25 protein-coding genes and 1 pseudogene are annotated in these 25952 nt (G+C 71.1%); 12 read left to right on the top strand and 14 right to left on the bottom strand.

What is annotated here, in order from left to right:
- Window positions 1–28: 28 nt before the first annotated feature.
- The 3 genes from AC07FA_RS24665 to AC07FA_RS24655 are packed head-to-tail and all read right to left on the bottom strand — an operon-like array spanning window position 29 to window position 3429.
- Window positions 29–1108, bottom strand: a complete 1080-nt coding sequence (locus AC07FA_RS24665; protein WP_479078229.1) for an acyltransferase — start codon at window positions 1106–1108, stop codon at window positions 29–31.
- An 8-nt stretch (window positions 1109–1116) separates the two neighbouring features.
- The gene (locus AC07FA_RS24660) at window positions 1117–2460 is read right to left on the bottom strand and encodes a polysialyltransferase family glycosyltransferase (RefSeq protein ID WP_479078227.1); all 1344 of its coding nucleotides are present in this window, start codon (window positions 2458–2460) and stop codon (window positions 1117–1119) included.
- Window positions 2461–2463: 3 nt separating this feature from the next.
- Entirely contained in the window at window positions 2464–3429 is a 966-nt protein-coding gene (locus tag AC07FA_RS24655) for a glycosyltransferase family 2 protein (RefSeq protein WP_479078226.1), read from the bottom strand.
- Window positions 3430–3606: 177 nt separating this feature from the next.
- Between AC07FA_RS24655 and AC07FA_RS24650 the strand changes: the two genes are divergently transcribed.
- On the top strand, window positions 3607–4065 hold the full coding sequence (locus tag AC07FA_RS24650) for a MarR family winged helix-turn-helix transcriptional regulator (protein ID WP_479078225.1): 459 nt from the start codon (window positions 3607–3609) through the stop codon (window positions 4063–4065).
- 25 nt (window positions 4066–4090) lie between these two features.
- Here the strand turns inward: AC07FA_RS24650 and leuE are convergent, their stop codons facing one another.
- Window positions 4091–4756 (bottom strand): leucine efflux protein LeuE, encoded by a 666-nt coding sequence (leuE, locus tag AC07FA_RS24645; RefSeq protein WP_479078223.1) that lies wholly within the window; start codon window positions 4754–4756, stop codon window positions 4091–4093.
- A 90-nt stretch (window positions 4757–4846) separates the two neighbouring features.
- Complete coding sequence (locus tag AC07FA_RS24640; RefSeq protein WP_479078222.1) at window positions 4847–6427, bottom strand: acyl-CoA mutase large subunit family protein; 1581 nt, start codon at window positions 6425–6427, stop codon at window positions 4847–4849.
- 224 nt (window positions 6428–6651) lie between these two features.
- Between AC07FA_RS24640 and AC07FA_RS24635 the strand changes: the two genes are divergently transcribed.
- Window positions 6652–7545: a L,D-transpeptidase family protein gene (locus tag AC07FA_RS24635; protein ID WP_479078220.1), complete on the top strand. Its 894-nt coding sequence runs from the start codon at window positions 6652–6654 to the stop codon at window positions 7543–7545.
- A gap of 207 nt (window positions 7546–7752) precedes the next feature.
- Here the strand turns inward: AC07FA_RS24635 and AC07FA_RS24630 are convergent, their stop codons facing one another.
- The 5 genes from AC07FA_RS24630 to AC07FA_RS24610 form a co-directional block, all read right to left on the bottom strand.
- Window positions 7753–8946 carry a hypothetical protein gene (locus tag AC07FA_RS24630; RefSeq protein WP_479078218.1) on the bottom strand — a complete coding sequence of 398 codons (1194 nt, stop codon included), beginning with the start codon at window positions 8944–8946 and terminating at the stop codon, window positions 7753–7755.
- Window positions 8946–9650 carry an RNA polymerase sigma factor gene (locus AC07FA_RS24625; RefSeq protein WP_479078284.1) on the bottom strand — a complete coding sequence of 235 codons (705 nt, stop codon included), beginning with the start codon at window positions 9648–9650 and terminating at the stop codon, window positions 8946–8948. The genes AC07FA_RS24630 and AC07FA_RS24625 overlap by 1 nt, the downstream gene beginning before the upstream one ends.
- Before the next feature lie 359 nt (window positions 9651–10009).
- Window positions 10010–10813 carry a hypothetical protein gene (locus AC07FA_RS24620; protein WP_479078216.1) on the bottom strand — a complete coding sequence of 268 codons (804 nt, stop codon included), beginning with the start codon at window positions 10811–10813 and terminating at the stop codon, window positions 10010–10012.
- Entirely contained in the window at window positions 10810–11436 is a 627-nt protein-coding gene (locus AC07FA_RS24615) for an RNA polymerase sigma factor (RefSeq protein WP_479078282.1), read from the bottom strand. The genes AC07FA_RS24620 and AC07FA_RS24615 overlap by 4 nt, the downstream gene beginning before the upstream one ends.
- A gap of 133 nt (window positions 11437–11569) precedes the next feature.
- Window positions 11570–12010 carry a hypothetical protein gene (locus AC07FA_RS24610; protein WP_479078215.1) on the bottom strand — a complete coding sequence of 147 codons (441 nt, stop codon included), beginning with the start codon at window positions 12008–12010 and terminating at the stop codon, window positions 11570–11572.
- A gap of 363 nt (window positions 12011–12373) precedes the next feature.
- Between AC07FA_RS24610 and AC07FA_RS24605 the strand changes: the two genes are divergently transcribed.
- The gene (locus tag AC07FA_RS24605; protein WP_479078214.1) at window positions 12374–15109 is read left to right on the top strand and encodes an FG-GAP-like repeat-containing protein; all 2736 of its coding nucleotides are present in this window, start codon (window positions 12374–12376) and stop codon (window positions 15107–15109) included.
- A 136-nt stretch (window positions 15110–15245) separates the two neighbouring features.
- On the opposite strand, the gene AC07FA_RS24600 is transcribed toward AC07FA_RS24605, so the two are convergent.
- The 3 genes from AC07FA_RS24600 to AC07FA_RS24590 form a co-directional block, all read right to left on the bottom strand.
- Window positions 15246–15824: a hypothetical protein gene (locus AC07FA_RS24600; RefSeq protein ID WP_479078213.1), complete on the bottom strand. Its 579-nt coding sequence runs from the start codon at window positions 15822–15824 to the stop codon at window positions 15246–15248.
- A gap of 132 nt (window positions 15825–15956) precedes the next feature.
- Window positions 15957–16751 (bottom strand): DUF4328 domain-containing protein, encoded by a 795-nt coding sequence (locus tag AC07FA_RS24595; RefSeq protein WP_479078212.1) that lies wholly within the window; start codon window positions 16749–16751, stop codon window positions 15957–15959.
- A gap of 114 nt (window positions 16752–16865) precedes the next feature.
- The gene (locus AC07FA_RS24590; RefSeq protein ID WP_479078211.1) at window positions 16866–18470 is read right to left on the bottom strand and encodes a beta-N-acetylhexosaminidase; all 1605 of its coding nucleotides are present in this window, start codon (window positions 18468–18470) and stop codon (window positions 16866–16868) included.
- A gap of 356 nt (window positions 18471–18826) precedes the next feature.
- On the opposite strand from AC07FA_RS24590, the gene AC07FA_RS24585 reads away from it, so the two are divergent.
- The 6 genes from AC07FA_RS24585 to AC07FA_RS24560 all read left to right on the top strand — a co-directional run bounded on the left by AC07FA_RS24585 (window position 18827) and on the right by AC07FA_RS24560 (window position 23724).
- Window positions 18827–19387, top strand: coding sequence for a 2-oxo-4-hydroxy-4-carboxy-5-ureidoimidazoline decarboxylase (locus AC07FA_RS24585; RefSeq protein ID WP_479078280.1), 561 nt, complete (start codon window positions 18827–18829; stop codon window positions 19385–19387).
- Between the two features lie 166 nt (window positions 19388–19553).
- Entirely contained in the window at window positions 19554–19934 is a 381-nt protein-coding gene (gene sdhC / locus AC07FA_RS24580) for a succinate dehydrogenase, cytochrome b556 subunit (protein WP_453531430.1), read from the top strand.
- 5 nt (window positions 19935–19939) lie between these two features.
- Window positions 19940–20416, top strand: coding sequence for a succinate dehydrogenase hydrophobic membrane anchor subunit (locus AC07FA_RS24575; RefSeq protein ID WP_383792754.1), 477 nt, complete (start codon window positions 19940–19942; stop codon window positions 20414–20416).
- 29 nt (window positions 20417–20445) lie between these two features.
- Window positions 20446–22206 carry a succinate dehydrogenase flavoprotein subunit gene (sdhA, locus tag AC07FA_RS24570; RefSeq protein WP_479078210.1) on the top strand — a complete coding sequence of 587 codons (1761 nt, stop codon included), beginning with the start codon at window positions 20446–20448 and terminating at the stop codon, window positions 22204–22206.
- The gene (locus AC07FA_RS24565) at window positions 22206–22982 is read left to right on the top strand and encodes a succinate dehydrogenase iron-sulfur subunit (RefSeq protein ID WP_479078208.1); all 777 of its coding nucleotides are present in this window, start codon (window positions 22206–22208) and stop codon (window positions 22980–22982) included. The genes sdhA and AC07FA_RS24565 overlap by 1 nt, the downstream gene beginning before the upstream one ends.
- Before the next feature lie 139 nt (window positions 22983–23121).
- A complete protein-coding gene (locus AC07FA_RS24560; RefSeq protein ID WP_479078207.1) occupies window positions 23122–23724 on the top strand; it encodes a hypothetical protein in 603 nt (200 codons plus the stop codon).
- A gap of 12 nt (window positions 23725–23736) precedes the next feature.
- Here the strand turns inward: AC07FA_RS24560 and AC07FA_RS24555 are convergent, their stop codons facing one another.
- Window positions 23737–24159, bottom strand: coding sequence for a MarR family winged helix-turn-helix transcriptional regulator (locus AC07FA_RS24555; protein ID WP_479078206.1), 423 nt, complete (start codon window positions 24157–24159; stop codon window positions 23737–23739).
- Between AC07FA_RS24555 and AC07FA_RS24550 the strand changes: the two are divergent.
- From AC07FA_RS24550 to AC07FA_RS24540, 3 genes and pseudogenes are all read left to right on the top strand, one after another.
- Window positions 24105–24935, top strand: a pseudogene (locus tag AC07FA_RS24550) (MFS transporter); the annotation flags it as partial. The gene AC07FA_RS24555 and the pseudogene AC07FA_RS24550 sit on opposite strands and share 55 nt — an antisense overlap.
- An 84-nt stretch (window positions 24936–25019) precedes the next feature.
- Window positions 25020–25454, top strand: coding sequence for a hypothetical protein (locus AC07FA_RS24545; RefSeq protein WP_479078205.1), 435 nt, complete (start codon window positions 25020–25022; stop codon window positions 25452–25454).
- Window positions 25455–25457: 3 nt separating this feature from the next.
- Window positions 25458–25913, top strand: a complete 456-nt coding sequence (locus AC07FA_RS24540; RefSeq protein WP_479078204.1) for a thiol-disulfide oxidoreductase DCC family protein — start codon at window positions 25458–25460, stop codon at window positions 25911–25913.
- Window positions 25914–25952: the final 39 nt, after the last annotated feature.

Raw genomic sequence — 25952 nt, 5'->3', positions numbered from 1 at the left:
GCGGGCCCGGCTTCCGTGCGTCATGGGCTCAGCCCAGCAGGCGGGTCAGGCCCAGACGGCCCCAGAGCAGGGCGGCTCCGAAGGACAGCAGCGTGGTCGCGGCGACGAGCCCGACGAGGGCGGCGGCTGCCGCGGCCGTCCCGAGGCCGTCGGAGACGAACCACCGCGACAGCGCGGTGAGCATCAGCAGGTGGACCAGATAGGCGCCGAACGACGCGTTGCCCAGGCGGACCAGACGCGGGCGCAGCCGCCCGGGAATCCGCAGCCGGTGCAGCGACATCAGCACGCCGCCCGTGAACAGGGCGACGAACAGGCTCCCGTACGGAATCGCGTAGTGGATGTCGTGCTGGTACCAGACCACCCCCGCGAACCCCGCCACCACCGGCAGGGCCCACAGCGCGCGCCACCGGCCCGCCGCCCCGGCCGGCAGGGCCACCAGGAGCGCGCCCGCGACCGCGTACACGAGCTGGTACGGGGCGAACGTCCAGCCGAGCCGGGGCATGTCCCAGCCGGTCAGCCGGCCCACGTCACCGAGGAACACCGGGGCGAGCGCCAGGCCCAGCAGGGCGGCGCCGAGACCCCACGGCCGCTTCCCGGACCTCACCATCACGACGAACGCCAGCAGCAGGATGACCGGCACGTAGGCGTACAGGTACCAGAGGTGGAACGCGGGCCGGACCGAGCCGAACAGCGCGTCCCGTGCCAGCTCGCCGACCGGGCCGTCGTTCGTACCGCGCCACCTGCCCCAGGCGAGGTAGATCACCGTCCACGCGCCGAGCGGTACGAGGATGCGCACGATCCGCTGACGCAGCCGCCTGCCGTCCTTCGGCGGGGCGCCGACCAGGACCACCCAGCCGGCGATCGCGAAGAAGACGGGCACGGCGAACCGGCTGGCGGAGTCGCCGACGATCCCGGCCCAGTAGACGCCCGGGCCACCCGCCTCCGTACGCCCCACGGCGTCCATGAAGGCGGAACCGGAATGGCAGAGGATCACTCCCACGGAGGCCAGCAGCCTGATCAGGTCGACGTCGTACCGGTGTTCACGCTCCGGCCGGCCGGCCGCGGCGGCTTCCGGGGTCACGGTGGTCAGGGGGACGGTGGATGACATCGGAGCCCTCAGAAGCCGAGGCCGGCACGGGTACGCCGGGCGGTTTGGCGCAGTCGGACCGCGGCGCCCTGGACGCTGCCGCCGGGCAGCGACAGCTTTCCGAGGCGGCGCCGCTTGAAGTAGTGCTGTGTGCCGCTGTCCAGCCGCTCCCGCAGCCATGCCTCGGCCTCGGCCCGCAGCCCGGGGTGGAGGCGGGACTGCATGCAGTAGCCGACCGTGCGGACCAGCGGGGCGAGGGTGTCCGGCGCGCTGCCGGGCAGGGCGGGCACCCCGTCGGCGGCGTGCTGCTCCAGGTCGGGGACGAGGTGGTCGACGATCGTCAGCGGCACCCGGTTGCTGTTCTCGTACGGGGTGAGGCGGTCCAGCAGCGGGCCCGTGCCGACGCGGGCCACGGGAATGCCGTAGTACGCCGCGGCCGTGAGCATCGCGGTGGAGAAGCAGCCGACGACGAGGGTGGGCGCGCACCGTTCGAAGAGGGTCTCGGCCAGCAGCGGGGTGTTCATCGTGGTGAGCCGGACCCCGGTGGCGGCCGCCGCGCCGTCCAGCGCCTCGGAGTAGCGGGCGGGGGCGGTGGGGTGCGGCTTGAAGAGGATCGACGTGTGGCCGGCCCTGGCCGCGCCCCGCAGCATGCGGATGTGCAGGTCCTCCTCCTCCTCGGCGGTGAGGATGCCGAGCGCGGCGAGGTACTGCCCCAGCAGTACGGCGGTGGGTGCCTGGGCCACCACCTCGGTGAGCTGCGGGTCGCCGTCCGCGGACCCGGCGATCTCACCGAGGACCTTGCGCATGGCGTCCGCGGGGACGAGCTCGGGCTCCACGTCGAATTCGGACAGGAGCATCGGCCTGAGTCCGGGGACCAGGTCGAGGTGGAGGACGCGCCGGATGCGGCAGCCCAGGGACAGCGGCAGCTTGTTGCGGGTCGGCCCGTAGCTCATGAGGCCGTCCGCGTACACGTGCAGCGGGCTCTCGGAGAAGATCGCGGCGAGTGCGCGGGCGGGGTTGACCTGGATGGATTCCAGGGCCAGTTCGACGGGCCCCTCTCCCAGGTCCCAGGCCAGCCGGAAGGCGCGCTGCCAGAGCACGGTCTCCTCGGCGCGCGGGCCCCAGCCGTTGGGGTGGTACGGGCGGATCGCCTCGTTCCAGCTGATGACGGTGTCGAAGCGGGCGGCGATGCGGTCGTACCCACGCAACTCGTCCGGGCCGGGAGTCGTCTCCGGGACGGCCGCGTTGTTGCACACCAGCAGGATGCGGCGGCTGTCCGACGGTGGTCCGAACTGTCCCGCGTCGAGCGCGGCGGCGAGCGTGGCGGCCCCGTACAGGGTCGACACCTGGAAGATCTGGGTGCGCGTGGGCATGGGTCAGACGGCCTTCTGCTTGTCACGCAGGCGCCGGAGCACTGTGCTGCGCTTGGTGTCCATCGTGTTCAGGGTGTCGTCCAGCACCTGCTGGGGCATGCGGTGCAGGGCACCGGTCGACGCGAGTCTCAGCCGGCGTGCGGTCGCGGCCTCGTAGTCGGTGGAGCGCTCGCCGTGGAAGGCGATCAGCGCGCAGTACGTACGGACCGCCTTGGGCAGCAGGAGTTCCGCGTCCCGGTCCTGCGCGAGTTCCCTGAGCAGGGTGTCGTAGGCGGGGAAGAAGTCCAGTTGGCGGGAGTCCTTGATCTGGGTCAGGGACGTGGTCACCCCGCGCCGGTAGAAGATCCCGTACAGCCCCAGCGCCGCATAGCTCCGCGCCCGCAGATGCAGCCGCCAGGTCCACAGGCGGTCCTCGGCGGTGCGCAGTTCCGCGTCGAAGCGCATGGCGCCGTCCTCGAAGAGCCGGCGGTGGTAGAGCCCGGCCCAGACGAAGGGGTAGTCGACCATCGTCTCCATGTCGGGGTACGCGATCCCGGCCCGCGGGTCGGTCGCCTCGTCCCGGACGCGGGCGGGTGCGCGACGGATGACGCGGGTGGTGTCCGTGGACTGGACGTGGTCGTGGCGGACGAAGTCGACGTCCAGCTCCTCGGCGGCGCGCAGCAGCTGGGACAGATGGCCCGGGGCGTACCAGTCGTCGCCGTCGAGGAAGGTGAGGAACTCACCGCTCGCGGCCTCGATCCCGCTGTTGCGCGCGGCCGCGATGCCCACGTTCGTGTCGTGTCTGATGACCCGGGCCTGCGGGAGCCGCCCGGCCCAGCGGTCGATGACGGACGGTGTCCCGTCCGTGGAGCAGTCGTCCACCAGCAGGAACTCGACGTCCGAATCCGTGTTGCGGGCGAGACTTCCCAGAGTGGTGTCGGCGTACGGGGCGACATTGTGGAGCGGTACGACAACGGACAGTTTTGGCACGCCGGCCCTCGCCTTCGATCATGTAGCCGCCCAAGCTAATGAAGGGCGCCGAGGACCGAGTGGCCGTTGATGCGACAGGGGATGAACTCTGGGCGACGCCGGTATGACTCCGGACGTCGGGCGCCGTACCGTGCGGGCCTTGACCTCAAGTCCGCTTGGGCTTTTACGGTTCGGGACATGGACTACTCACACGATGACGCGGGACTCGCACGGCAGCCCATCGGTTACTGGAGCTGGGCCGCTCACGAAGCCACCGTGACCCACATCCGCGCCGCGCTCGCCGAGCACGGTCTCACCCAGCCCCCGTGGTGGGTCCTCAACCAGCTCGTCGACGCGGACGAGGCGGGCCGGCCGCGCGCCGAGGTGGTCGCGATGCTCCGCGGCTATCTGCACGTCGGGGACGCGCTGGAGCCGGAGATCGACGCCCTCATCGACCGGGGCCTGGTCACCGAGGACACCACCACCCGGCTGCGGCTCACCGCCGCGGGCCACGCGCTGCGCGGAGCGGCGTACGAACGGGTCGGCCGGGCGAGCGCGGAGATCCACGCCGGCATCCCGGACGAGGAGTTCGTCGCCGCCCTCAAGGTCCTCCAGCGCATGATCCACAACGTGGGCGGCAAGGCCTGGCACCACTGAGAGCGGCGGGGGCGCCGGTCCGCGCCTACACGCTGCTGAACGACAGCTTCGCCGCGAAGCCCAGGAACAGCACGCCCGCCGCCGAAGTGGCCCCGGCCGACAGCCGCTTGCGGCGGCGGAAGACGGCGGCCAGGCGGGTGCCGCCGAATATCAGCATCGAGAGGTAGAGGAAGCTGGCGAACTGGAGCAGCGTGCCCAGCAGCAGGAAGGACAGCGCCGGGTAGGCGTAGCCCGGGTCGACGAACTGCACGAAGAAGGAGATCAGGAACAGGATCGCCTTCGGGTTGAAGAGGCTGACGACCAGGGCCCGGCGGTAGGGCCGCTCCATCGCCGCGCCCGCCGCCGGCGCCTCGGACTCCGCCGTCAGCTCCTCCACCCGCCGGTGCCGGTCGCGCCACATGGACACGGCGGCCCGGAGCATGCCGAAGGCGAGCCAGGTCAGATAGCCCGCGCCCGCGTACTTGACGAGCGCGAAGAGCAGCGGCGTCGTCTGGAGCAGGGAGGCGGCGCCCAGTGCGGACAGGGTCATCAGCACGGTGTCCCCGGTCCAGACTCCGGCCGCGGCCACATAGCCGGTCCGTACGCCGCGGCGGGCGGCCACGGACAGCACGTACAGCGAATTCGGCCCCGGCAGCAGAATGATCAGCACCAGGCCGGCGAGATAGGTCGGAAGATCGGTGACACCCAGCATGAACGGAGTGTCGCACGGGGGTACGACACTCCGTCCGGGGGTCTCACGGCGCGGGCGTCCGGCTCAGCGTCCGGCCCAGAAGCAGCCGGCTCAGAACGCGTCCGTGGGGACGTACGTCCCCCAGACCTCCCGCAGCGCGTCGCAGACCTCGCCCACCGTCGCCCGTGCCTTCAGCGCGTCCTTCATCGGATAGAGGACGTTGTCCGTGCCGGCCGCCGCCTTCTTCAGCTCCAGCAGGGCCGCGTCCACCGCGCCCCGGTCGCGTTCGGCGCGCAGTCTCGCCAGCCTGGCCGCCTGCTGGGCCTCGATCGCCGGGTCGACGCGCAGCGGCTCGTACGGCTCCTCCTCGTCGAGCTGGAAGCGGTTGACGCCGACGACCACGCGTTCCGCGCTGTCCGTCTCCAGCGCGACGCGGTAGGCGCTGCGCTCGATCTCGTTCTTCTGGAAGCCGCGCTCGATCGCGCTGACGGCGCCTCCCATGTCCTCGACCCTGAGCATGAGGTCCAGGGCCGCCGCCTCGACATCGTCGGTCATCTTCTCGACGACGTACGAACCGGCGAACGGGTCCACGGTGGCGGTGACGTCCGTCTCGTACGCGAGGACCTGCTGCGTACGCAGGGCCAGGCGGGCGGACTTGTCGGTCGGCAGCGCGATCGCCTCGTCGAAGCTGTTGGTGTGCAGCGACTGGGTGCCGCCGAGGACCGCTGCCAGGCCCTGCACGGCGACGCGCACCAGGTTGACCTCGGGCTGCTGCGCGGTGAGCTGGACGCCCGCGGTCTGGGTGTGGAAGCGCAGCATCAGCGACTTGGGGTTCTTCGCGCCGAACTCCTCCTTCATCACCTTCGCCCAGATCCGGCGGGCGGCACGGAACTTGGCGACCTCTTCGAGGATCGTCGTCCGCGCGACGAAGAAGAAGGAGAGCCGGGGCGCGAAGTCGTCGACGTCCATGCCGGCCGCGACAGCCGTACGGACGTACTCGATGCCGTCGGCCAGCGTGAACGCGATCTCCTGCGCGGGCGAGGCACCGGCCTCCGCCATGTGGTAGCCGGAGATCGAGATGGTGTTCCACTTCGGGATCTCGGCCCGGCAGTACTTGAAGATGTCGGCGATCAGCCGCAGGGAGGGCTTCGGCGGGAAGATGTACGTGCCCCGGGCGATGTACTCCTTCAGCACGTCGTTCTGGATCGTGCCGGTGAGCTTGTCCGCCGGGACTCCCTGCTCCTCCGCGACCAGTTGGTACAGGAGCAGCAGCAGGGAGGCGGGGGCGTTGATCGTCATCGACGTCGAGACCTTGTCCAGCGGAATCCCGCCGAACAGCACCCGCATGTCGTCGATCGAGTCGATGGCGACCCCGACCTTGCCGACCTCTCCCGACGCGAGGGGCGCGTCGGAGTCGTGCCCCATCTGGGTGGGCAGGTCGAAGGCGACGGACAGGCCCATCGTGCCGTTGGCGATCAGCTGCTTGTAGCGGGCGTTCGACTCGGTGGCGGTGCCGAAGCCCGCGTACTGCCGCATCGTCCACGGACGGCCGGTGTACATGCTGGGGTAGACACCACGAGTGAAGGGGTACGCGCCCGGCGCGCCCAGCTTCTCGGCCGGGTCCCAGCCGTCGAGGGTGTCCGGTCCGTAGACCGGCTCGATGGGCAGTCCCGACTCGGACTCACGTGTCATGTGCTGTGCCTCCCGTGCATGCCGGCCAGGGGTATCGAGGTTCGCGACGGACTTTAGCGGCGGCCGGGCGGGCGGCGGAGGGCCACCGGCTGGGACCTTGCTCACAGGGCCTTCCCCCCGTCCCCGACCGACGCTCCCCATCATGTGCGGGATTCGGCAACCGGGCAGAGCGGGAATCCGTCCAAGGAGACACCGGAGCAGTGGGCGAGCCCAGGGGGCAGAGGATGAGACGAACCAGCGTGAACGCGAAGGGCGGCCGGACGCGTACCACCGCGGCGGTCGTTGCCGGGATGCTCGCCGTCACCGCCCTGGCCACCGGCTGCACGCCGGAGACGGCCGGCGGGGCCCAGCGGGTGTCGCCCCCGGCGACGTGGAGCGCCACCAGCGACGCGAAACCGGGCAGCGGCGCGAGCGGCCCGGCCGCGAGCCCGTCCACGGCCTCACCTACGCCGTCCCCGGCGAAGAGCACCGAGGCGCCTCCGCGGCCGAAGGCCCTGATGGCGACGGGCTCCCAGGGAACGCAGGTACGGGAGCTCCAGGCCCGGCTCCGCCAGATCGGCCACTTCGGCCGCACCCCTACGGGTTACTACGGGCCCGTCACCGTCACCGCCGTGCAGTCCTTCCAGGGCAAGCGGGGTCTTCCCCGCACGGGCGACACCGACACCGTCACCTGGCAGAAGCTCCTCGCGATGACGCGGAGGCCCACGGCCTCCGAGCTGACCCCGCCCACCGAACGCCCCGCGGCCAAGCCCGACGAGCGCTGCGTGAAGGGCCGCGTCCTGTGCATCAGCAAGAACAGCCGGACCCTCTCCTGGATGATCGACGGACAGGTCCTCTCGTCGATGGACGTGCGGTTCGGCTCGCAGTACACGCCCACCCGTGAGGGCACGTTCTCCGTGTACTGGAAGTCCCGCCACCACGTCTCGACGCTCTACGACACCCCTATGCCGTACGCGATGTTCTTCAGCGGCGGCCAGGCGGTCCACTACTCCCCGGACTTCGCGGCCCGCGGCTACAGCGGCGCATCGCACGGCTGTGTGAACGTCCGGGACGAGGGGAAGATCGCCTCGCTCTTCGCCCAGGTGAAGAACGGCGACAAGGTCGTCGTCCACTGGTGAGCGGGGGACGGCTGCGCGGTGGGAAGAGGCGCGGGCGGGACCGGGGGAACGTGTCCCGCCCGCGCCAGATGCGCTGAGCCGAAGGTACGGGGGGAACCCCGGCTCATTGCGCGGCCGATGACCAGTCGGCTCACTCACTACTGCGTCCGGCCGCCGAAAAATGTCACACCTGTGGTCCGGGCGGTCGCCCGGGGAGGTGAACGGGTCTCAGCGGGAAGCCGGCGCGGAGGTGACGGACGCCGCCGGAGCGGAGCCGGCGCCCGCGTCCAGGGACGCTTCGGGAGATGCGTCGAGGGACGCGTCGGGGGACAGCGGGGCCGTGCGGAACGAGATCGACGGGAGCGATCCGGAGCCGCCCTCGCCCTGTTCGCCACCACCACCGTCACCGGAATCGGAACCGCCACCGTCACCGGAACCGTCGGCACCGTCGGGACTCCCGGCACCGCCGTTCTTGCCGCCCTCGTCGTCCTTGTCCCCTTCGCCGCCCTTGCCGTCCTTGCCGTCGAGGCGCGCACAGAACCGGTCCAGGTTGTCCTCGCTCCTGGCCATCTCGACGAGGCGCCGCCTGGCGGCCCGGTCGAGCGTGCCCTCGCGGTACTCCCGGCACGCCTGGGCGGCCTTCTCGTACACCTCGCCGGTGTCGGCCTCGCCCGGTTGCTCGGACGCGTCGTCCCCACCAACCACGTCCCCGGGACGCCACGTGCCCCCGGGCCCGTCCGGACCGGTGTCGCCGGTGCTCGGCCCTTCGGTGGGTCCGTCGTCGCCGTCGTGCCGGCTGTGACCGCTTCCCGGCGTGGTGCCCTCGGACGGGTCCGAGGTGCGCGGGCCGGGGTCCGTGCCGGGCGGAGTGAGGGAGGGGCCCCGGTCCTGCGGGAGTTCGGAGGCCAGTTCGTCCGGGGTCGCCGCCGCCGATACGGAGGCCGCCGGGAGCGGCGCGCCCTGGCCGCCGAACGGTCCGGGGAACATGCCGGCGCCGGAGGCGACCGCCACCCCGCCGAGCGCGCAGCCCGCGAGCGAGAGAACGAGGCCGTAACGGGCGGGACGGCTCCAGCGCGGGCGGCGCCCGGCGGGCCGACGCCCGCCCCCGATCCGTACGGAGGGAAGCCTGTCCTGCCATGCGGCGGGCTGCCCGGCCCTGGTGTCCTGCGCCTCGGCGGTGACCCGTCCCGCACCGGCGCCGCTCGTGCGACGGGTGTGCGCCGCCTCGCGGAACGCGGCGAGGACGGCGGTCTCGCCGGGCAGTTCGCCCTCGGCGGGCGGCAGGGTCCTGGCCGCATCCAGTGCGGCGGCGAGCCGCAGGGCGTCGGAACGGGCGCGATCGTCGGCGGGTTCGACCGGCTCGCCGCGGAGCAGTTGCTCCGCCGCGTCCTTGTCGAGCCACTCGTACCGCTCGTCGGCCATCACATGTCCTTCTGCGTCCACGGACGCGAATGCGTCACACCGTGGGTAACACCGGCGGGGGCCGCCACACCGTTGCGGGCCGGGCGCTGCGAGGGTACAGCTCCGAGCTCCGAGCCGGGTGCGCCGCCTTCCGGCGGCTCACCCTCCGCGCCGTGGTCCGCGCCCACCAGCTCCGCCAGCCGCTTCAGTCCGCGGTGCGCCGCGGTGCGTACGGCGCCGGGGCGCTTGCCGAGCGTCTGCGCCGCGCTGTTCGCGTCGAGGCCGACGACGACCCGCAGGACGACGGCTTCGGCCTGGTCCTGGGGAAGCTGGGCGATGAGGGACATGGCCCGGCCGGTGGCCAGCGCCTCGATCGCCTCGTCCGCCGTATCGGATTCGGCCGGTTTGCCCGTCAGTTCGGTTTCGTCACCGCCGATCGCGGGGCGCCTGCTCCGCATCCGCAGGTGATCGAGGGAGCGATTGCGCGCGATCCGGGCCGCCCACCCTCTGAAGCGGTCGGCGTCACCGCTGAACCGGTCGAGATCCCGGGCTATCTGCAGCCAGGACTCCGACGCCACGTCCTCGGCGTCCGGGTCCCCGACCAGTGTCCGTATGTAGCCCAACAGCCGTGGCTGCACAGCGCGGTACACAGCACGGAAGGCGTCCTCGTCCCCGTCCTGTGCCGCGAGCACCGCGGCAGTCAGCTCCGCGTCGTCCCCCAGCACTCCCTCAACCCGCCCTGCTGTCATGAATCGCAGCTGGTCACCACTGCTGCGCCACTCTGCGCGACTCAGCACGCTACGTGCTCGCCCGGTGCCGCGTCCATGACTTGTACAACCCGCAACAGTCAGCCGACACCATGCGGTGTGACAGAAAACGCACTCACGACGCTGAGATGAGTACGGGGCCGTTCCGCGGCCTCGTGGAAGACGGCCGGGGCCTCTCCTGTGGGGGGTGGCGGCCCCGGTCGTCGTCCCACCCCTCTCCGCGTGCCGCGCACGAGCCGTCGCGGCCGCTCCCCGCCGGCCGCCCGAGGGCCGGTCAGCCGCAACCGGACAGCCGGCGCCGGCCGTCCGGCAACCGGTCAGCCGCCGTCCGGTCCGCGCCTGCCGCCGCTCGCGGCCCCGCTGGTGCCACCGCCGGAGGCTCCGGCCGGGCCCTCGCTCCCCGCACCGCCCTGCGTGCTCTTCTTCGGCTTGTCCTGGCCGCCCGGATCACCCGTGGCGTCCTTCGGGCCCGGTGCCGGCCGGCCGAGCAGCCCGTCGCAGTAGGCCGTCACGGCCGCCTCCGACGCCCCGCCCGCGGCTGCCTCCAGACGGGCGAAGGCGGTGGAGTCCGTGGCCTTCCCGCTGTCCCGGTTCTTGGCGTACAGCCGGCAGAGCGCGGCATGGTTCCGCCGCCCGTCCGTACCGGGTGAAGGCGGTTCCGCGGGGCCGGGCGCGGCCGTCGCCTTCTTCGCCGTACCGTCTCCGTCCGGCGCCGGAGCGCTCCCGCCCGAGCGGTAGCCGCCGGGGGTCGCCGGGTCGCCGTGCGGGGTACGTACGGAGTCCGGCGCGCTCTTCCTTCCGTCACCGAACGGCGTCGGCAGCGCCCCGGTGCCCGCGGCCACCGCCACCCCGCCGAGCGTCACCGCCGCCACGAACCCGCCGACCATCACCCGGGCCGGGCGCGCACCTCGCCGCCCCTTCGCCGGACGCCAGTCGTCGCGCCGCCGCCACCACGGGGACCGCACGGCGTGGGCTCCCCCGTCCCGCGCGGCCACGAAGGCGGCGGTCGCGCGCAGCTCGCCGTCCGCGTCGGGAGTCTCCGCGCGCCGGGCCACCGCGAGCAGCGCGGCGAGTTCGGGTGTCTCCGGCGCCTTCGGCTGCCGCTGGGATTCGTTTCTCATGCTTCATCCCTCAGCGTACGGCGCGTCCTGTTTGTCACAGCGCCCGTCCCGCCCGGGGACAACTGCTCGGCCAGTCTCTTGAGTCCGCGGTACGCGGAGGTGCGGACGGCGCCCGAACGCTTGCCGAGCACGCGCGCCGTCGCCGCTCCGTCCAGACCCACCACGACCCGCAGGAGGACCGCTTCGGCCTGTTCGCGCGGCAGCGTGCCGATGATCTCCAGCGCCGCTTCGGTGGAGAGCGTCTCCAGGGCCGCGGCGGCGGTGTCGTGGCCACCGGGCAACTGGAGGACGTCCTGTTCGAGCAGGGTGGTGCGGGGCCGCCGCTTCTGCTTCCTGAGATGGTCGAGCGCGCGGTTGCGGGCGATCATCGCGGTCCAGCCGCGGAACCCGGCACCGTCGCCGCGGAACCGTCCCAGATCGCGGGCTATCTCCAGCCACGCGTCGGAGGTCACGTCCTCGGCGTCGTCGCCCACCAGCCCGCGCACATAGCCCAGAAGGCCGGGCTGCACCAGCCGGTACGCGACGGCGAATGCTTCCTCGTCCCCCCGCTGGGCCCGCTCGACGGCGTCGCCGAGCTCGGCGTCGTACATCTCCCTGCGGCGCTGTTCCCCGCCCGTGCCCAACACTTCCCTAATCAACGCCTGTTCCGGCACTACCGCCGTGCCCGTGCTCCCGTAGGGGCGGCGCCCCTACTTCCCGTTCTGCGCCCGCGGCCACAGAAACGTCACAGGATTCCTACCGGCGGAATCGAACAGGCTACCCGCAGAAGGCATTTCGCCGGCCCGAGCGGCCGTGCATGAGGAGATACAGCCGCTGCACCGACTCCTCGGGGCCCGACTCGAAGCGGTTGACCACCTTGCCGAGCGGATTCCACACCCGCCCGTCGGGCATGCGCACCCCGACCGTCTGACGGAACAGCTCCCGTTGCGCGGCGTCGAAGTCCACCCACACACCACCGGCCCTGCGGACGATCACCTCGCCCGTGTACGCGCCGAGGCCCAGCAGGATCCCGTCGACCTGGTCCCGCCGGGGCCGGTCGCGCCGCAGGCCGTCGACGACGAGGTCCACGAGCCGGAGGCTGGCGACGGAGTAGTCCAGAGGTAACCGGTTGCGCGCGGTGAGCCCGGTGACGAACGCCGATGTGTAGGCGCGCATCGCCGAGGCCCCGGGCAACGGCGCCCGCTCGTCCCCATCCATGATTCCCCCTGCCCCTCGCCGTGCCGGCGATCGCCGACACTGACCCAGCGACGGGGAGCCCCGAAACATCACGCGAAGAGGACTGTGTTCGTTCTCACGAGCCAGGGCTCAAGGAACCGCTCACATACGTACAACCATTCGCCCACCTCGTACGTCACTCTCTCCGCACCCGAAGCAGGCCCATCGGCCACCCCTGTGAGGCGCGTCACCTTCACGGGTTTCGGTGTGACGTTTGAGCCCCGGGCCTCGCTGGGTACCCCGGGCCGCCGCTGTGGCGGGTGGGGCTCGATGGACTTCTGGGTACTTGAACTCTCTTGAGGGGTGGGGCATTTGAGCCCGCGCAGTTCGCATGCGTACAGACCGATGAACTTGAAGCGTCGCGCCTGGCTGACCATCGGCGCGGTCGTGCTCGGTGGCGCGGGGGCGGTCACCGTCGCCATAGCCAATCCCGAGGCTCCCGAGGATCAGGGGGCGAAGGTCCGCAAGGCATCGGTCCACGAGCTGACCCTCAAGGGCACGGGCGACTCCAAGCGGGCCCTGCCGCGCACCGACACCGCCCCCTTCTCGATGGTCGGCGTCGTCTGGGCGGACCCGGAGGCGACGGTCGACGGCACGGCGGAGGTACGCACCCGCAGCCGTGAGACCGGCCTGTGGAGCAACTGGCTGGAAGTGCACCTGGAGCAGCACCTCGGCGCGGAACGTGACGACGACGAGGCGAAGCTGCCCGGTATGTCGGAACCCCTGTGGGTCGGGCCCTCCGACGCGGTCGAGGCGCGGGTCCTGCGGGCCGACGGCACGGCAGCCGACGGGCTGCCCAAGGGACTCGAACTGTCCCTGGTCGACCCGGGCGTCACCGCCAAGGAGGCCGCGGCCCCGGGCGCCGACGCGCAGAGCGCGTCGTTCGCCGTCGAGGAGACCCTGACACCAACCCCGACGGACACCGAGACGGCGACCGCGACACCGAGCGAGACTCCGAGCGAGACCGCCACGGAGACCGCGACGCCGACGGAGACGGCCACCGAGACGGCGACCGCCACACCGACGGACACCACCTCGCCGACCGCGACCCCGACCGACACCCCGTCGCCCACGCCGACCGTCCCGACCGCGCCGCCCTCCACGGTGAACCGGCCCGCGATGACGCTGCGCGCCGGCTGGGGCCCGGACAAGTCGCTCGCGACGAACTACAGCGACCCCGAGTACATCGAGAAGATCCAGGCCGTGTTCGTCCACCACACGGTGGGCTCGAACGACTACAGCTGCGCCGAGTCCGCCGCGCTCGTCCGCGGCATCTACGCGTACCACGTCACCCCGCGCGGCAAGGACACCGCGACGACCGCCGACGACTACGAGGGCTGGAAGGACATCGGTTACAACTTCCTCGTCGACAAGTGCGGTCAGATCTTCGAAGGCCGTGAGGGCGGCGCCGACCTGCCCGTCCTCGGCGCGCACACGTACGGCTTCAACTCCTACTCCACCGGCATCGCGCTGCTCGGCAACTTCGAGACGGGCAAGCCCACCCCGGCCGCCCTCGACTCGGCCGCCCGGGTTGCCGCGTGGAAGCTCGGCCAGTACGGCGTGAGCCCGAACACCTCGGTCACCCTGACGGCGGCCGCCGACACCGGTGTGTACAAGAAGGGCGCGAAGGCCACGCTCAGGACCATCTCCGGTCACCGCGACGGCTTCGCCACGGAGTGCCCCGGCATCAACCTGTACAACAAGCTGCCCGCGATCCGTGCCTTCGCCACCGGAGCGGGCCGCAACTCGGCCATCGCGACCGACGACTTCAACCGGGACGGCATCAGCGACCTGATCGTCGGCCTCCCGAAGGCGTCGGGCAGCGACGGCCGGATCACCGTGCTGCCGGGCAGCCAGGCCGGCCCCGACGCCGCCACGAAGCGCACCCTCGACCAGGGCAGTGCCGGTGTACCCGGCGGCTCCGAGGCCGGTGACAACTTCGGCTACTCCAACGCCTGGGGCGACCTGAACGGCGACGGATACGCGGACCTGGTCATCGGCTCGCCGGGCGAGAACATCACGCAGGCGGACAACGGCACGGTCATCGCGATGTACGGCCCCGCCCTGAACACCGGCAAGGGCCACGCGATCACCAGCTCGTCCCGCGTCGGCGGCGACAAGCTCGGCTTCTCGGTCGCCGCGGGCGACTTCAACGCCGACGGCATGGACGACGTCTTCTCCGTCGCCCCCGGAAAGCCGGGCCGCTGGTGGGCCTGGGACAGCAGGACCGGGGCCCCGAAGGCGGGTTACCTGGGCTCCTCCGCGTACAGCGGCGCCGTCGGCTACCCGACCTCCGCCACGGGCGACTTCAACAAGGACGGTTACACCGACGTCGCCGTCAGCTTCCGCGACCCGGGCGGTATCGGCCGGCTGCTGTGGCTGAAGGGCTCCGCGACCGGTCTCCAGCGGGTCGGCGTGCTCGACGCGCGCGGCGGACGCTCGCTCGCCGCGGGTGATGTCAACGGCGACGGCGCCACCGACCTCGTGGTCGGCCAGCCGTACAACAGCGAGTCCGGCCACACCGCCAAGGGCGGCGCCGTCAGCGTCGTGTACGGCTCCTCGACCGGTCTCACCTCGACCGGCCGCAAGCTGTACCACCAGGACACCTCGGGTGTGCCCGGCGGCGGCGAGAGCGGCGACAACATGGGCTGGTCGGTCTCCGTGGGCGACGTCAACCTCGACGGTTACGCCGACATCCTCGCCGGTGTCCCGGGGGAGGACGTCACCCGGTCCGGCGCGCTCCGCAGCAACGCCGGCACCGCCCTCCTGGTCCGTGGCACGGCCACCGGGCCCACCAGTTCGGGGGCGGTCCTGATCGGTCAGGACACCACGGACATCCCCGGGACCAGTGAGACCGACGACCGGCTCGGTTCGTCCGTCTCGCTGGCGGACGTCACGGGCGACACCCGGGCGGACATGACCCTCGGTGCGGACGGCGAGGACGCCAACAACGGCACGCTGCTCCAGCTCGACAACCACGTCACCAAGGGCATCCTGCCCTCGACGACCGTGTACTACGGGACGTACCAGCTGGGCGCACCCAAGGGCCTCCGGATCGGACTGACTCCGCTGGCCCCGTAACGCCCCGTCACACCCCACCGGTGCGCGTCACCTCGCGCCCACCGACACCGGAGCCCCTCGGCCTGACCCGAGGGGCTCCGGCCTGTGTCCGGGGCTGTACGGTCGGGCAGGCGAGCCGGGCCGGGAGCCTCGTCGGTCAGGACCTGCCGCGCGCCCGGCGCGACATCACCGCGCGCAGCACACGCCGGCCCTCGGTCGCCCGCTCCAGGGCGCCGCGCAGTCCGCTCGCGCCACCGGCCGGGTCCGCGGGCTCCGCGAGGGTCTCCAGGATCTCGGTCTGGCGCCGGAGCTCGCCCGCCACCAGGGGCCCGGCATCCCGCACGTCACCCGCGCTCCACCGCGCCCGCCGCTCGTCGGCGTCCTCGCCCGTGTCCCCGCCGACGGCCATGTCGAAGCGGCCGTGGAACTCCAGCGAGAGCAGCGAGCAGGTGCGCGCCCACTCCCGCAGCGGTTCGGCGGCCCAGTCGGACGGGGCGGCGTCGAGCATCTTCCGTACGGGCGAGGCCGGCTCGTCCTCGCCCCCGTCCGTCATCGCCGCACGAGCCGCAGTCAGACGGGCGGCCCATTCCCGGCCGTCCGCGCAGCTCGCCCAGAGCGGGCGCAGCGGTTCGGATGCGCCGTCGGCGGCGGGCGGCGAGCAGCGTTCGAGGCAGGCCAGCGCGCTCGCGGCCAGCCCCCGCTCGTCCGCCTCGGCGATCCGTTCCAGCAGGCTCATCGACGTCTCCCTCGTTCGGGGCATGGCATTGCCCTTGCCCCGTACTGCGCCGAGTGGCTGAAAATCGTCACTCGTCCGGAAGTGTTCGCTGCCGGGGTGGGAGTACACCGGGAGACGGACGGCGAATTCAGGTCATCGCGGAACGGTGCCGAGCGCGGCTCGCTCCCCCTGCATCCGGGTCAGCGTCCGGACGAAGAGGATCGCCAGCGCCGCGGCCACAATGTCGAGTGCGTCGGACGCGAGGACCAGTCCGGCCGCGTCCATGATCTCCTGCGGCAGCTCGGCCTTCTCGTACCGCTTGGAGGTGTAGCGGGTGAAGAGCACCGAGACGACCCACACGCCCCACCAGAGATTCATCGGCGCCTGCGAGACGGTGCGCCAGCTGCCGTCGGCGTTGGTCTGGGCGCTCGCGGTCCAGATGCCGCCCGCGATCCTGCGCGGCAGCCAGAGGTTGGCGATCGGGACGAACCACGCGCCGATCGACCAGCCCGGCTTCATCGGCTGTGCGCCCGCGTCGAACACCTCGGCGTTCAGCCGCACCCGGTGGAACCAGATGACGAAGACGACGGCGGTGGCCAGCAGCGCGAGGACCTGGAAGGCGCCCGCGCCGGTGTAGAGCAGGTCGGCGCGGTCGGCGGCGGCCTCGTCGAAGGTCTCGAAGTCGTCCGCGATGGCGTCACCGAGCAGGCCGCGGACGTTCAGCCCGGCGGCGATGGCCACCACGTCCGTCACGATGACGAGGGCGAGCAGGCTCACGACGGCCTTGGCGAGCCCCTCCGGGGAACGCAGCCGATGCCGTGCCTCGGCCATCGGCACCGGCATCGGGGCCATGAGGCCGTGCGGCGGGGCCGTGCTGGTACCGGCACAGAGCGCGCAGCGCCCGTCAGCGGTGACGGACGGTCTGGTGCCGCATGTGGTGCAGAGCATGCTGTGGAAGCCCCCCAGGGCGTGGTGCCGGCGTATGAGCCGACGCCCCTCCCCGGAGCGCACGGCATGCGGAACCTAGCCGTCGGCGCACGAGCCTGTCCATGGGGTTGCCGGTCAGCCCGTCCGGTCGATCTCCCGGGCCAGGTCCTGGAACCGCGCCCAGCTCAGCTTCGGCGTCCGCGGGTCCCACAGCTTCTGGCTGACGGCGCGCAGCGGCATCCGGATGCCCTGCGCCACCTGCTCCGCTGTCTGCGCGTTCGGCAGGTCGCCCCAGACGGCGAACCGGCCGCCCAGGATCTGGTCGGAGTAGCGGGAGTCCACCGGCCGGGTGCCGCGCAGGACGAGCGGGGTCCACTGCTCGTAGATCCGCTCCCCGGTCGGGTAGACGAACTGGTTGGGCTCGCCGAGCACGTAGTAGAGGTACTCGTCGTTGAGGTTGACCACGCGCCGCCCCTCGCCCAGGTACTCCTGCGGCTCCCGGGCGCCGATCTCCTTGCCCGTCCAGTACTCGACCTCGATGTCCTTGTCCGCGGCGACGGTTCCGCCGCGGAAGAACCCGTCGTTCCACGCCTTCGGCGTCCTGTCGTCGCCACGGACCACCGCGGCGCGGTCGTTGAGCCAGCCGGTGGCGAGGTCCTCGATGTCGGCCTGCGCGCCGTACTTCTGCTGGGCGGCGCGCAGCAGCTGCGGGTACGAGGCCGCGGGGTTCTGCACCGTCAGCGCCCGGTATTCGTCGGCGCCGAGGTGGAAGTACGAGCCGCCGAACAGCTTGGTGTACTCGTCGATCAGCTCGTCGATGATCTTCGCCGCTCCGGGCTTCGAGATGTCGAGGGAGCCGGTCGACGCCACGCCCTGCGCGTTGCGCAGCTGGAGATCGGGGTGGGCGCGGAGCACGGCGCCGAGATGTCCCGGTGAGTCGATCTCGGGGACGATCTTGATGTGCAGGGAGCGGGCGAGGTCCACGATCCGCCGCACCTCGGCCTGGGTCAGGTGATCCGCCGAGACGATCTCGGGGTGGGACTGGGACTCGATACGGAACGCCTGGTCGTCGGAGAAGTGCAGGCCGAGCTGGTTGAGCTTCAGGTCGGCCATGTCGCGCAGCCGGTCCTCGATCCAGTCCGCGGTGTAGTGCTTGCGCGCGATGTCGAGGTTGAGTCCCCGCTGGGGCCGGTCGGGTTCGTCACGCACCTCCCCCTCGGGCACGACCCCTCCGGTGCGCAGGGCCTGCTTCAGGGTGCGGGTCCCGTAGAAGACACCCGCCTGGTCGGGTCCGCTGATCGTGACGCGCCCGTCACCCGTCTTCAGGGTGTACGACTCGGGGGCGCCCTTGCCCGCGGTACCGAGCGCCAGCTCGACATCGCCCGCGCGGGCGGGAACCTCGCCCCGGTAGCTGATCTTCAGCTCCTTGGCGAGGAGCTCGGCCTCGTCCTTGAGCGCGTCGCTGCCGTCGGCTATGACGACCGCGCTGCCGCGTCCGGGCTGCCATCCCGGCCCCCGGGCCGCCTCGTGCTCGCGTACGGCGGGGATGGTGCGGGGCTCCGAGGAGAGCGGGTAGCTGCGCGACGGGGAGGGGGAGGGAGTGGCACGGGCCGGTGACGCCGCCGTGCTGCCTCTGCGCTCGTCGTCGGAGTCGTCCGGCCAGACGACGACCGTGAGGGCGACGGCGGCGGCAGCCGTGACAGCCGCACCGGTCAGAAGCGCACCGCGTGAGGGCGACATCGGTCAGTACCTCCGAAATAGGGGACAACGGGTCATATGTGAGGGTAAAGCGGTCTGCCTGATTCCGGATCGTTCCATCGGGTGTCCAGAAGCCGCACAGCAGTGGTCCGAAACTCTGCCGTCCGGGTGATTTTCCGCCGCACCCCGGACGGCCGTCGCCCTCTCTCGCTAGCGTTACGGCACATTCGCCTCTCCCTTCACCTTCTTCACTCTCTCCACCCATGCAACCTCGTTGCCCTCCGCCCCCTCTTCAGGGGCACAGATGCCATCCGTTCGAGGAGTCCACGCTGTCCAGGTCCAGCGAGTCCCACGCCGGCCTGCCGAAGCGACCGCCGCAGCGGGCCGGGCGGGCGGCCATACCGGTCCAGAACCGGCGTCCCGCACCGGCGCCCGCACCGGCGGGCGACCACTCCGCGGGCCTCACCCGCTTCAACACGGCGCCGCGCGACGAGGCCGAAGCGGCCCTCCTGGAGTGCTGCGGCAGCCACCGCTGGGCCCTGCGGATGGCCGCCCACCGCCCGTACCCGGACCTCGGCGCCCTGCTCGCCGCCTCCGACGAAGCGGGCTACGACCTGTCTCCCACGGATATCGCCGAGGCGCTCGCCGGAGAGACCGCCCCCTGCCTCCACCACGCCGCGCCGCGCGCCGCCCACCTCGCGCTCCGGGCCGCCCACGCCGCGTACGAGAGCCGGTTCGGCCATGTCTTCGTGATCAGCCTGGACGCCCACCGGCCCTCCCAGCACGTGGATCAGGTGCTCGCCGGGATCAGGGCCAGACTGGCACACGACCCGGACGAGGAGCGGGCTGTCACGGCGGACGAGATGCGGCGGCTGGCCCGGGCGCGCATCATCGAGCTGGTGACGGACGAGGATCCGACGAGGGGCCCGCTTCCCGGTGTGCCATTTGGGATGCTCTAGCCCGTCCGTGCCTGTTTGATTGCCACTTTGATCACACCAGAGGCCCCGGGGCGAACGAACCGACAAAGCGTCGCTACGATGGCCGGGGCCGGTGGACCGTACCCGGCCGGGTCAGACCGACAGTCAAGCCGGCCGACCCTAATCCCCGCTCCCGGAGGGTTCTTCCGTGCCGGCTGGAACGCTGTACCGCGGCCGGGAAGGCATGTGGTCGTGGGTGGCTCATCGAGTCACCGGTGTCCTCATTTTCTTCTTCCTGTTCGTACACGTCCTGGACACCGCTCTTGTCCGCGTCTCCCCCGAGGCATACGACGAAGTCGTGGCCACGTACAAGACGCCGCTTGTCGCGCTCCTCGAATACGGCCTCGTGGCCGCCATTCTCTTCCACGCGCTGAACGGTCTCCGCATCGTCGCCGTGGACTTCTGGGCCAAGGGCCCGCGCTTCCAGAAGCAGATGCTCTGGACCGTGCTGGGCATCTGGGTCGTGCTGATGGTCGGGGCGCTGTATCCCGTCCTCGGCCACGCCGTACGCGAAGTCTTCGGGAGCTGATGCCAATGTCCACCGAGAGCACTTCCGCGATCGGCGATGTCGAGGGCGTGAGCCTCTACGATGTCGACCATCCGGCCCCGGTCATCGAGCCGCCGCGCAAGCGGACCGGCAAGACGCCCAAGGGCTCGCGCACCAACTTCGAGATGTACGCCTGGCTCTTCATGCGCCTGTCGGGCATCGTGCTGGTCGTTCTGGTCCTCGGCCACCTGCTGATCCAGCTCGTGCTGGACGGCGGCGTGTCCAAGATCGGCTTCGCCTTCGTGGCGGGCCGCTGGGCCTCGCCGTTCTGGCAGGTCTGGGACCTCACCATGCTGTGGCTCGCCATGCTGCACGGTGCCAACGGCCTCCGTACGGTCATCAACGATTACGCCGAACGGGACAACACCCGGTTCTGGCTGAAGATGCTCCTGTACACCGCCACGGTGTTCACCGTCCTGCTGGGCACGCTGGTGATCTTCACCTTCGACCCGAACATCCGCTAGGCGCCGGGACAGAGGGACCAGAGGAAACCATGCAGATCCACAAGTACGACACCGTCATCGTCGGCGCCGGCGGCGCCGGCATGCGCGCGGCCATCGAGTCGACCAAGCGCAGCCGCACCGCCGTGCTGACGAAGCTCTACCCCACCCGCTCCCACACGGGCGCCGCGCAGGGCGGCATGGCCGCCGCGCTCGCCAACGTGGAAGAGGACAACTGGGAGTGGCACACCTTCGACACGATCAAGGGCGGCGACTACCTGGTCGACCAGGACGCCGCCGAGATCCTGGCGAAGGAGGCCATCGACTCCGTCCTCGACCTGGAGAAGATGGGCCTGCCGTTCAACCGCACGCCCGAGGGCAAGATCGACCAGCGCCGCTTCGGCGGTCACAGCCGTAACCACGGCGAGGCCCCGGTCCGCCGGTCCTGCTACGCCTCGGACCGCACCGGCCACATGATCCTCCAGACGCTGTACCAGAACTGCGTCAAGGAGGGCGTGGAGTTCTTCAACGAGTTCTACGTCCTGGACCTCCTGCTCCAGGAGGACCCCGAGACCGGCCTGAAGAAGTCCGCCGGCGTCGTGGCGTACGAGCTGGCCACCGGCGAGATCCACGTCTTCCAGGCGAAGTCGATCATCTTCGCCTCCGGCGGCACCGGCAAGTTCTTCAAGGTGACGTCGAACGCCCACACCCTGACCGGTGACGGCCAGGCCGCCGCGTACCGCCGTGGTCTGCCGCTGGAGGACATGGAGTTCTTCCAGTTCCACCCGACGGGCATCTGGCGCATGGGCATCCTGCTGACGGAGGGCGCCCGCGGTGAGGGCGGCATCCTCCGCAACAAGGACGGCGAGCGCTTCATGGAGAAGTACGCGCCGGTCATGAAGGACCTCGCGTCCCGTGACGTCGTGTCCCGCTCCATCTACACGGAGATCCGTGAGGGCCGCGGCTGCGGCCCCGAGGGCGACCACGTCTACCTCGACCTCACGCACCTCCCGCCGGAGCAGCTGGACGCGAAGCTCCCGGACATCACCGAGTTCGCGCGTACGTACCTCGGCATCGAGCCCTACACGGACCCGATCCCGATCCAGCCGACCGCGCACTACGCCATGGGCGGCATCCCGACCAACGTCGAGGGTGAGGTCCTGGCGGACAACACCACCGTCGTCCCGGGCCTGTACGCCGCGGGCGAGGTGGCGTGCGTGTCCGTGCACGGCGCCAACCGTCTGGGCACCAACTCGCTCCTCGACATCAACGTCTTCGGACGCCGGTCGGGCATCGCCGCCGCCGAGTACTCCGCGAAGAACGACTTCGTCGACCTTCCCGAGAACCCGGCGCAGCTCGTCATCGACCAGGTCGAGCGCCTGCGGAACTCGACGGGCACCGAGCGGGTCGCGACGCTCCGCCTGGAGCTGCAGGAGTGCATGGACGCCAACGTGATGGTGTTCCGCACCGAGCAGACCATCAAGACGGCCGTCGACAAGATCGCCGAGCTGCGCAAGCGCTACCTGAACGTGTCCATCCAGGACAAGGGCAAGCGGTTCAACACCGACCTCCTGGAGGCCATCGAGCTGGGCAACCTGCTCGACCTGGCCGAGGTCATGGCGACGTCCGCGCTGGCCCGCAAGGAGTCCCGCGGCGGTCACTACCGCGAGGACTACCCGAACCGCGACGACGTCAACTTCATGCGCCACACCATGGCGTACCGCGAGGTCGCCGACGACGGCACCGAGTCGATCCGGCTCGACTACAAGCCGGTCGTCCAGACCCGCTACCAGCCGATGGAGCGTAAGTACTGATGGCTACCCCCACCCTGGAGAAGTCCGACAAGGCTCCCGAGCCCGAGGCCGGCTTCGCCGACTCCCCGTACATCACGGCCACCTTCCGGATCCGCCGCTTCAACCCCGAGGTCTCCGAAGAGGCCCAGTGGCAGGACTTCCAGATCTCGATCGACCCGAAGGAGCGTGTTCTCGACGCCCTTCACAAGATCAAGTGGGAGCTGGACGGCACGCTGACCTTCCGCCGTTCCTGCGCGCACGGGATCTGCGGTTCCGACGCGATGCGGATCAACGGCAAGAACAGGCTCGCCTGCAAGACGCTGATCAAGGACCTGAGCCCGGAGAAGCCGATCACGGTCGAGGCCATCAAGGGCCTCACGGTCCTCAAGGACCTCGTGGTCGACATGGACCCGTTCTTCCAGGCGTACCGCGATGTCATGCCCTTCCTCATCACCAAGGGGAACGAGCCGACCCGCGAGCGTCTGCAGTCCGCCGAGGACCGTGAGCGCTTCGACGACACCACCAAGTGCATCCTGTGCGCCGCGTGCACGTCCTCGTGCCCGGTGTTCTGGAACGACGGGCAGTACTTCGGCCCGGCGGCGATCGTCAACGCGCACCGCTTCATCTTCGACTCGCGTGACGAGGGCGGCGAGCAGCGCCTGGAGATCCTCAACGACCGTGACGGTGTGTGGCGTTGCCGCACGACGTTCAACTGCACGGACGCCTGCCCCCGTGGCATCGAGGTCACCAAGGCGATCCAGGAAGTGAAGCGCGCGCTGATCACGCGTCGCTTCTGATCCCCTCCTGGTTCACGGAGTGCTCAGAGGCCCCGTTCTCCACCGCGTCCCGGTGGAGAACGGGGCCTCCTGCTGCGCCCGCCACACGTGGGCGGTACGGTCATGCGGAGCTTGTGACGAAAAGAGAACGGGGAATGCTGTGAGCGATCCGAATCCGTACGCGGACGACTCATACACGTGGGGACCGCCGCAGCAGCAGCCCGGCAACCCGCCCACGATGCCGGACGGGCAGGGTTACGGCTATCCGGCGGGCGGTGCCACTCCCGGCTACGGCTACCCGCAGGCCCTGCCGGACAACGCGGCGCAGCCCGGCCCCGGTTACGGCTACCCCGCGGCCGGCCACGGCCAGCCGACGATGCCGGGCCACCACCTTCAGCAGCCGATGGGGATGCAGGGCGGGGTGCCGATGCTGGCGTTCGGCGACATCACCGTCATGAACGACTCGATCGTCACGCCGTCCGGGACCATGCCCCTCAAGGGAGCGGTGTGGACGGCCACCGACATGTCGCGCACGGAGGAGAAGATCCCGACCGTCGCGATCGTGCTGGCGATCGTCTTCGCACTGCTGTGTCTGATCGGCCTGCTCTTCCTCCTGATGAAGGAGAAGAAGACCACCGGCTTCATCCAGGTCACGGTCACCAGCGGTGGCAGGCACCACGCGACGCTGATCCCGGCGACGGGCCCCGAGACCTTCCCGATGGTCATGGCCCAGCTCAACTCGGCGCGCTCGATGAGCGCCTGAGCAGAGGCCCCGTCAGTCCCGGTCCTCGGCGACGAGCATGACGCGCCGCAGCATGTCGTTGAGCAGGACCCGTTCGTCAGGTCCGAGCACGCCGAGCAGCCGGGACTCCTCGTTCCCGAGGAAGCCCATCGCCCCCAGCCACGTCGAGTGGCCCTCCTCGGTGAGCTGCACGACGACCCTCCGCCGGTCCGTCGTGGACGGTGTCCGCCGTACGAAGCCCCGGCGTTCCAGCACGTCCAGGCGGCCGGTCACGGAGGCCGGGGCGAGGTCGAGGTCCGCGGCGAGTTCGGAGGGGGCGGCCGTGCCGCCGCGCCCGGCGAGCTTGTGCAGGGTGTCGAACTCCTGACGGTCCAGCTCGAAGTCGAGCAGGGCCTGTTCGCGTAGTCCGGTGCGCCACCCAGGTGTTCGTCGGCGTCGAACTCCTCGGCGGCACACCGCAGCTGTGGCAGCTCGCGGTCGCCGAGGCGCTCGGCGGCGCCGCCGGCGCCTTCGCCATGCCGACCGCGGCGCCGCTGATCCGGGGCACCGTGGCGCCCCCGGGGCTGCTGCGCGCCAACTCCCTGATGGCCGTGGCCGGCAGCGCGACCCGCCTCGGCGGCCCGGCGGTCGCCGGAACCCTGATCCTCACCGTGGGCCCCGGCTGGGCCTTCGTACTGGACGGCGCGAGCTTCGCCGTCAGCGCCGCCCTGCTCGCCGTCATCAAGGTCCGGCACGTGCCGATCCCCCGGCGCTCCCTGCTCGCCGACCTCAAGGAGGGCTGGGGCGAAGTGCGTTCGCGCGACTGGTACTGGACCAGCCTGCTCGCCCACGCCGCCTGGAACGGAGCGGCGGCGGTCCTGATGACACTCGGGCCCGCCCTCGCCCTCCGCGAGCCCGGCGGCCGGGAGATCTGGATCACGCTGCTCCAGGCCGGCGCCGTGGGCCTGCTGCTCGGCTCACTGCTCGCGGGCCGGGCCCGGCCACGCCGCCCCGTCCTCGCCGCCAACCTCGGCCTCGCCACGTACGCCCTCCCCCTGGCACTGCTCGCCGCGTCCGCGCCCGCCTGGCTGCCGATCACCGCGTACGGCGTCGCCCTGGCCGGACTGGGCTTCCTGGGCCCGGTGTGGGACACCTCGGTCCAGTCGGCGGTGCCCGCTCACGCGCTGGCCCGGGTGACCTCGTACGACTGGCTGCTCTCGCTCGGCGCGATGCCCCTCGGATACGCGCTCGCAGCATCCAGCCGTCTTGAACATGTTCAAAGTTAGGTCTACAGTCCATGACAACAGCTTTTGAACACGTTCAAGGGAGCTCGGGGCATGGATCTCACCGTTGTCGCCTACGTCATCTACCTGCTGATCAGCGTCGCCCTCACGATCTGGGTCGCCCGTACGCTCAGCCGCAACGGCAAGGTCTTCCTGGCCGACGTCCTGCACGGGAACGAGAAACTGGCCGATGCCGTCAACCACCTTCTGGTGGTGGGCTTCTACCTGGTGAACCTGGGCTTCGTGACGCTCTACCTGAAGAACGCCGACAGCGTGACCGACGCCAGGCAGCTCTTCGACGCGCTGTCGACGAAGGTCGGGGTCGTGCTGCTGGTCCTCGGAGCGATGCACCTGGGCAACGTCTACGTACTCAACAAGATCCGCCGCCGCGGTCTGATGGAGCGCAGGCAGACCCCGCCCGTACCGCCGCAGGGCTGGACCGGACCCGCGAACCAGGGCCCGTGGGCCGCACCGGCCGCCGGGAGGTGACGGGTGACCACCGCACCGCACATCCCGGTCGCGCGCCTCACCGTGCTGTACGACGCCCAGTGCTCGCTCTGCGTCCATGTGCGGCACTGGCTGCTGAATCAGCGTCAGCTCGTCCCGCTCGACCTCGTGCCGGCCGCCTCCGAGGAGGCGCGTCGGCGCTTCCCCCGGCTCGACCACGCGAGCACGCTCACCGAGATCACGGTGATCGGCGACCGGGGCCAGATCTACCGCGGGACCTCCGCGTGGATCGTCTGCCTCTGGGCGCTGGCCGAGCACCGGCACCGGGCCCACTGGCTGGCCACCCCTGCGGGCCGGCCCTTCGCCCGCGCGATGGTGCTGGCAGCCGCGAAGTACCGCTCGGTCACGGCCGCTCCGTGCGGCGACGAGGGCTCGGCCTGCGAGGTCCCGGCCCCGGGCGGCGGGGCGGGCGGCGGGGCGGGCGCCAGGACGGGCGGCTAGCCTTGGGGCCGTGGCGAGCGACGAGCGGGACGAGACGGA

This window comes from Streptomyces sp. NPDC045968, assembly GCF_056430475.1.
The sequence above is the reverse complement of the archived record's forward strand: the minus strand, read 5'-3'. Positions and strand labels throughout refer to the sequence as shown.

Bases quoted from the DNA above. Each gene is read 5' to 3' on its own strand.
- AC07FA_RS24665 (WP_479078229.1), bottom strand. From the start codon at position 1,108: ATGTCATCCACCGTCCCCCTGACCACCGTGACCCCGGAAGCCGCCGCG.
- AC07FA_RS24660 (WP_479078227.1), bottom strand. From the start codon at position 2,460: ATGCCCACGCGCACCCAGATCTTCCAGGTGTCGACCCTGTACGGGGCC.
- AC07FA_RS24650 (WP_479078225.1), top strand. From the start codon at position 3,607: ATGGACTACTCACACGATGACGCGGGACTCGCACGGCAGCCCATCGGT.
- leuE (WP_479078223.1), bottom strand. From the start codon at position 4,756: ATGCTGGGTGTCACCGATCTTCCGACCTATCTCGCCGGCCTGGTGCTG.
- AC07FA_RS24640 (WP_479078222.1), bottom strand. From the start codon at position 6,427: ATGACACGTGAGTCCGAGTCGGGACTGCCCATCGAGCCGGTCTACGGA.
- AC07FA_RS24635 (WP_479078220.1), top strand. From the start codon at position 6,652: ATGAGACGAACCAGCGTGAACGCGAAGGGCGGCCGGACGCGTACCACC.
- AC07FA_RS24630 (WP_479078218.1), bottom strand. From the start codon at position 8,946: ATGGCCGACGAGCGGTACGAGTGGCTCGACAAGGACGCGGCGGAGCAA.
- AC07FA_RS24620 (WP_479078216.1), bottom strand. From the start codon at position 10,813: ATGAGAAACGAATCCCAGCGGCAGCCGAAGGCGCCGGAGACACCCGAA.
- AC07FA_RS24610 (WP_479078215.1), bottom strand. From the start codon at position 12,010: ATGGATGGGGACGAGCGGGCGCCGTTGCCCGGGGCCTCGGCGATGCGC.
- AC07FA_RS24605 (WP_479078214.1), top strand. From the start codon at position 12,374: ATGAACTTGAAGCGTCGCGCCTGGCTGACCATCGGCGCGGTCGTGCTC.
- AC07FA_RS24600 (WP_479078213.1), bottom strand. From the start codon at position 15,824: ATGAGCCTGCTGGAACGGATCGCCGAGGCGGACGAGCGGGGGCTGGCC.
- AC07FA_RS24595 (WP_479078212.1), bottom strand. From the start codon at position 16,751: ATGCTCTGCACCACATGCGGCACCAGACCGTCCGTCACCGCTGACGGG.
- AC07FA_RS24590 (WP_479078211.1), bottom strand. From the start codon at position 18,470: ATGTCGCCCTCACGCGGTGCGCTTCTGACCGGTGCGGCTGTCACGGCT.
- AC07FA_RS24575 (WP_383792754.1), top strand. From the start codon at position 19,940: ATGTCCACCGAGAGCACTTCCGCGATCGGCGATGTCGAGGGCGTGAGC.
- sdhA (WP_479078210.1), top strand. From the start codon at position 20,446: ATGCAGATCCACAAGTACGACACCGTCATCGTCGGCGCCGGCGGCGCC.
- AC07FA_RS24565 (WP_479078208.1), top strand. From the start codon at position 22,206: ATGGCTACCCCCACCCTGGAGAAGTCCGACAAGGCTCCCGAGCCCGAG.
- AC07FA_RS24545 (WP_479078205.1), top strand. From the start codon at position 25,020: ATGGATCTCACCGTTGTCGCCTACGTCATCTACCTGCTGATCAGCGTC.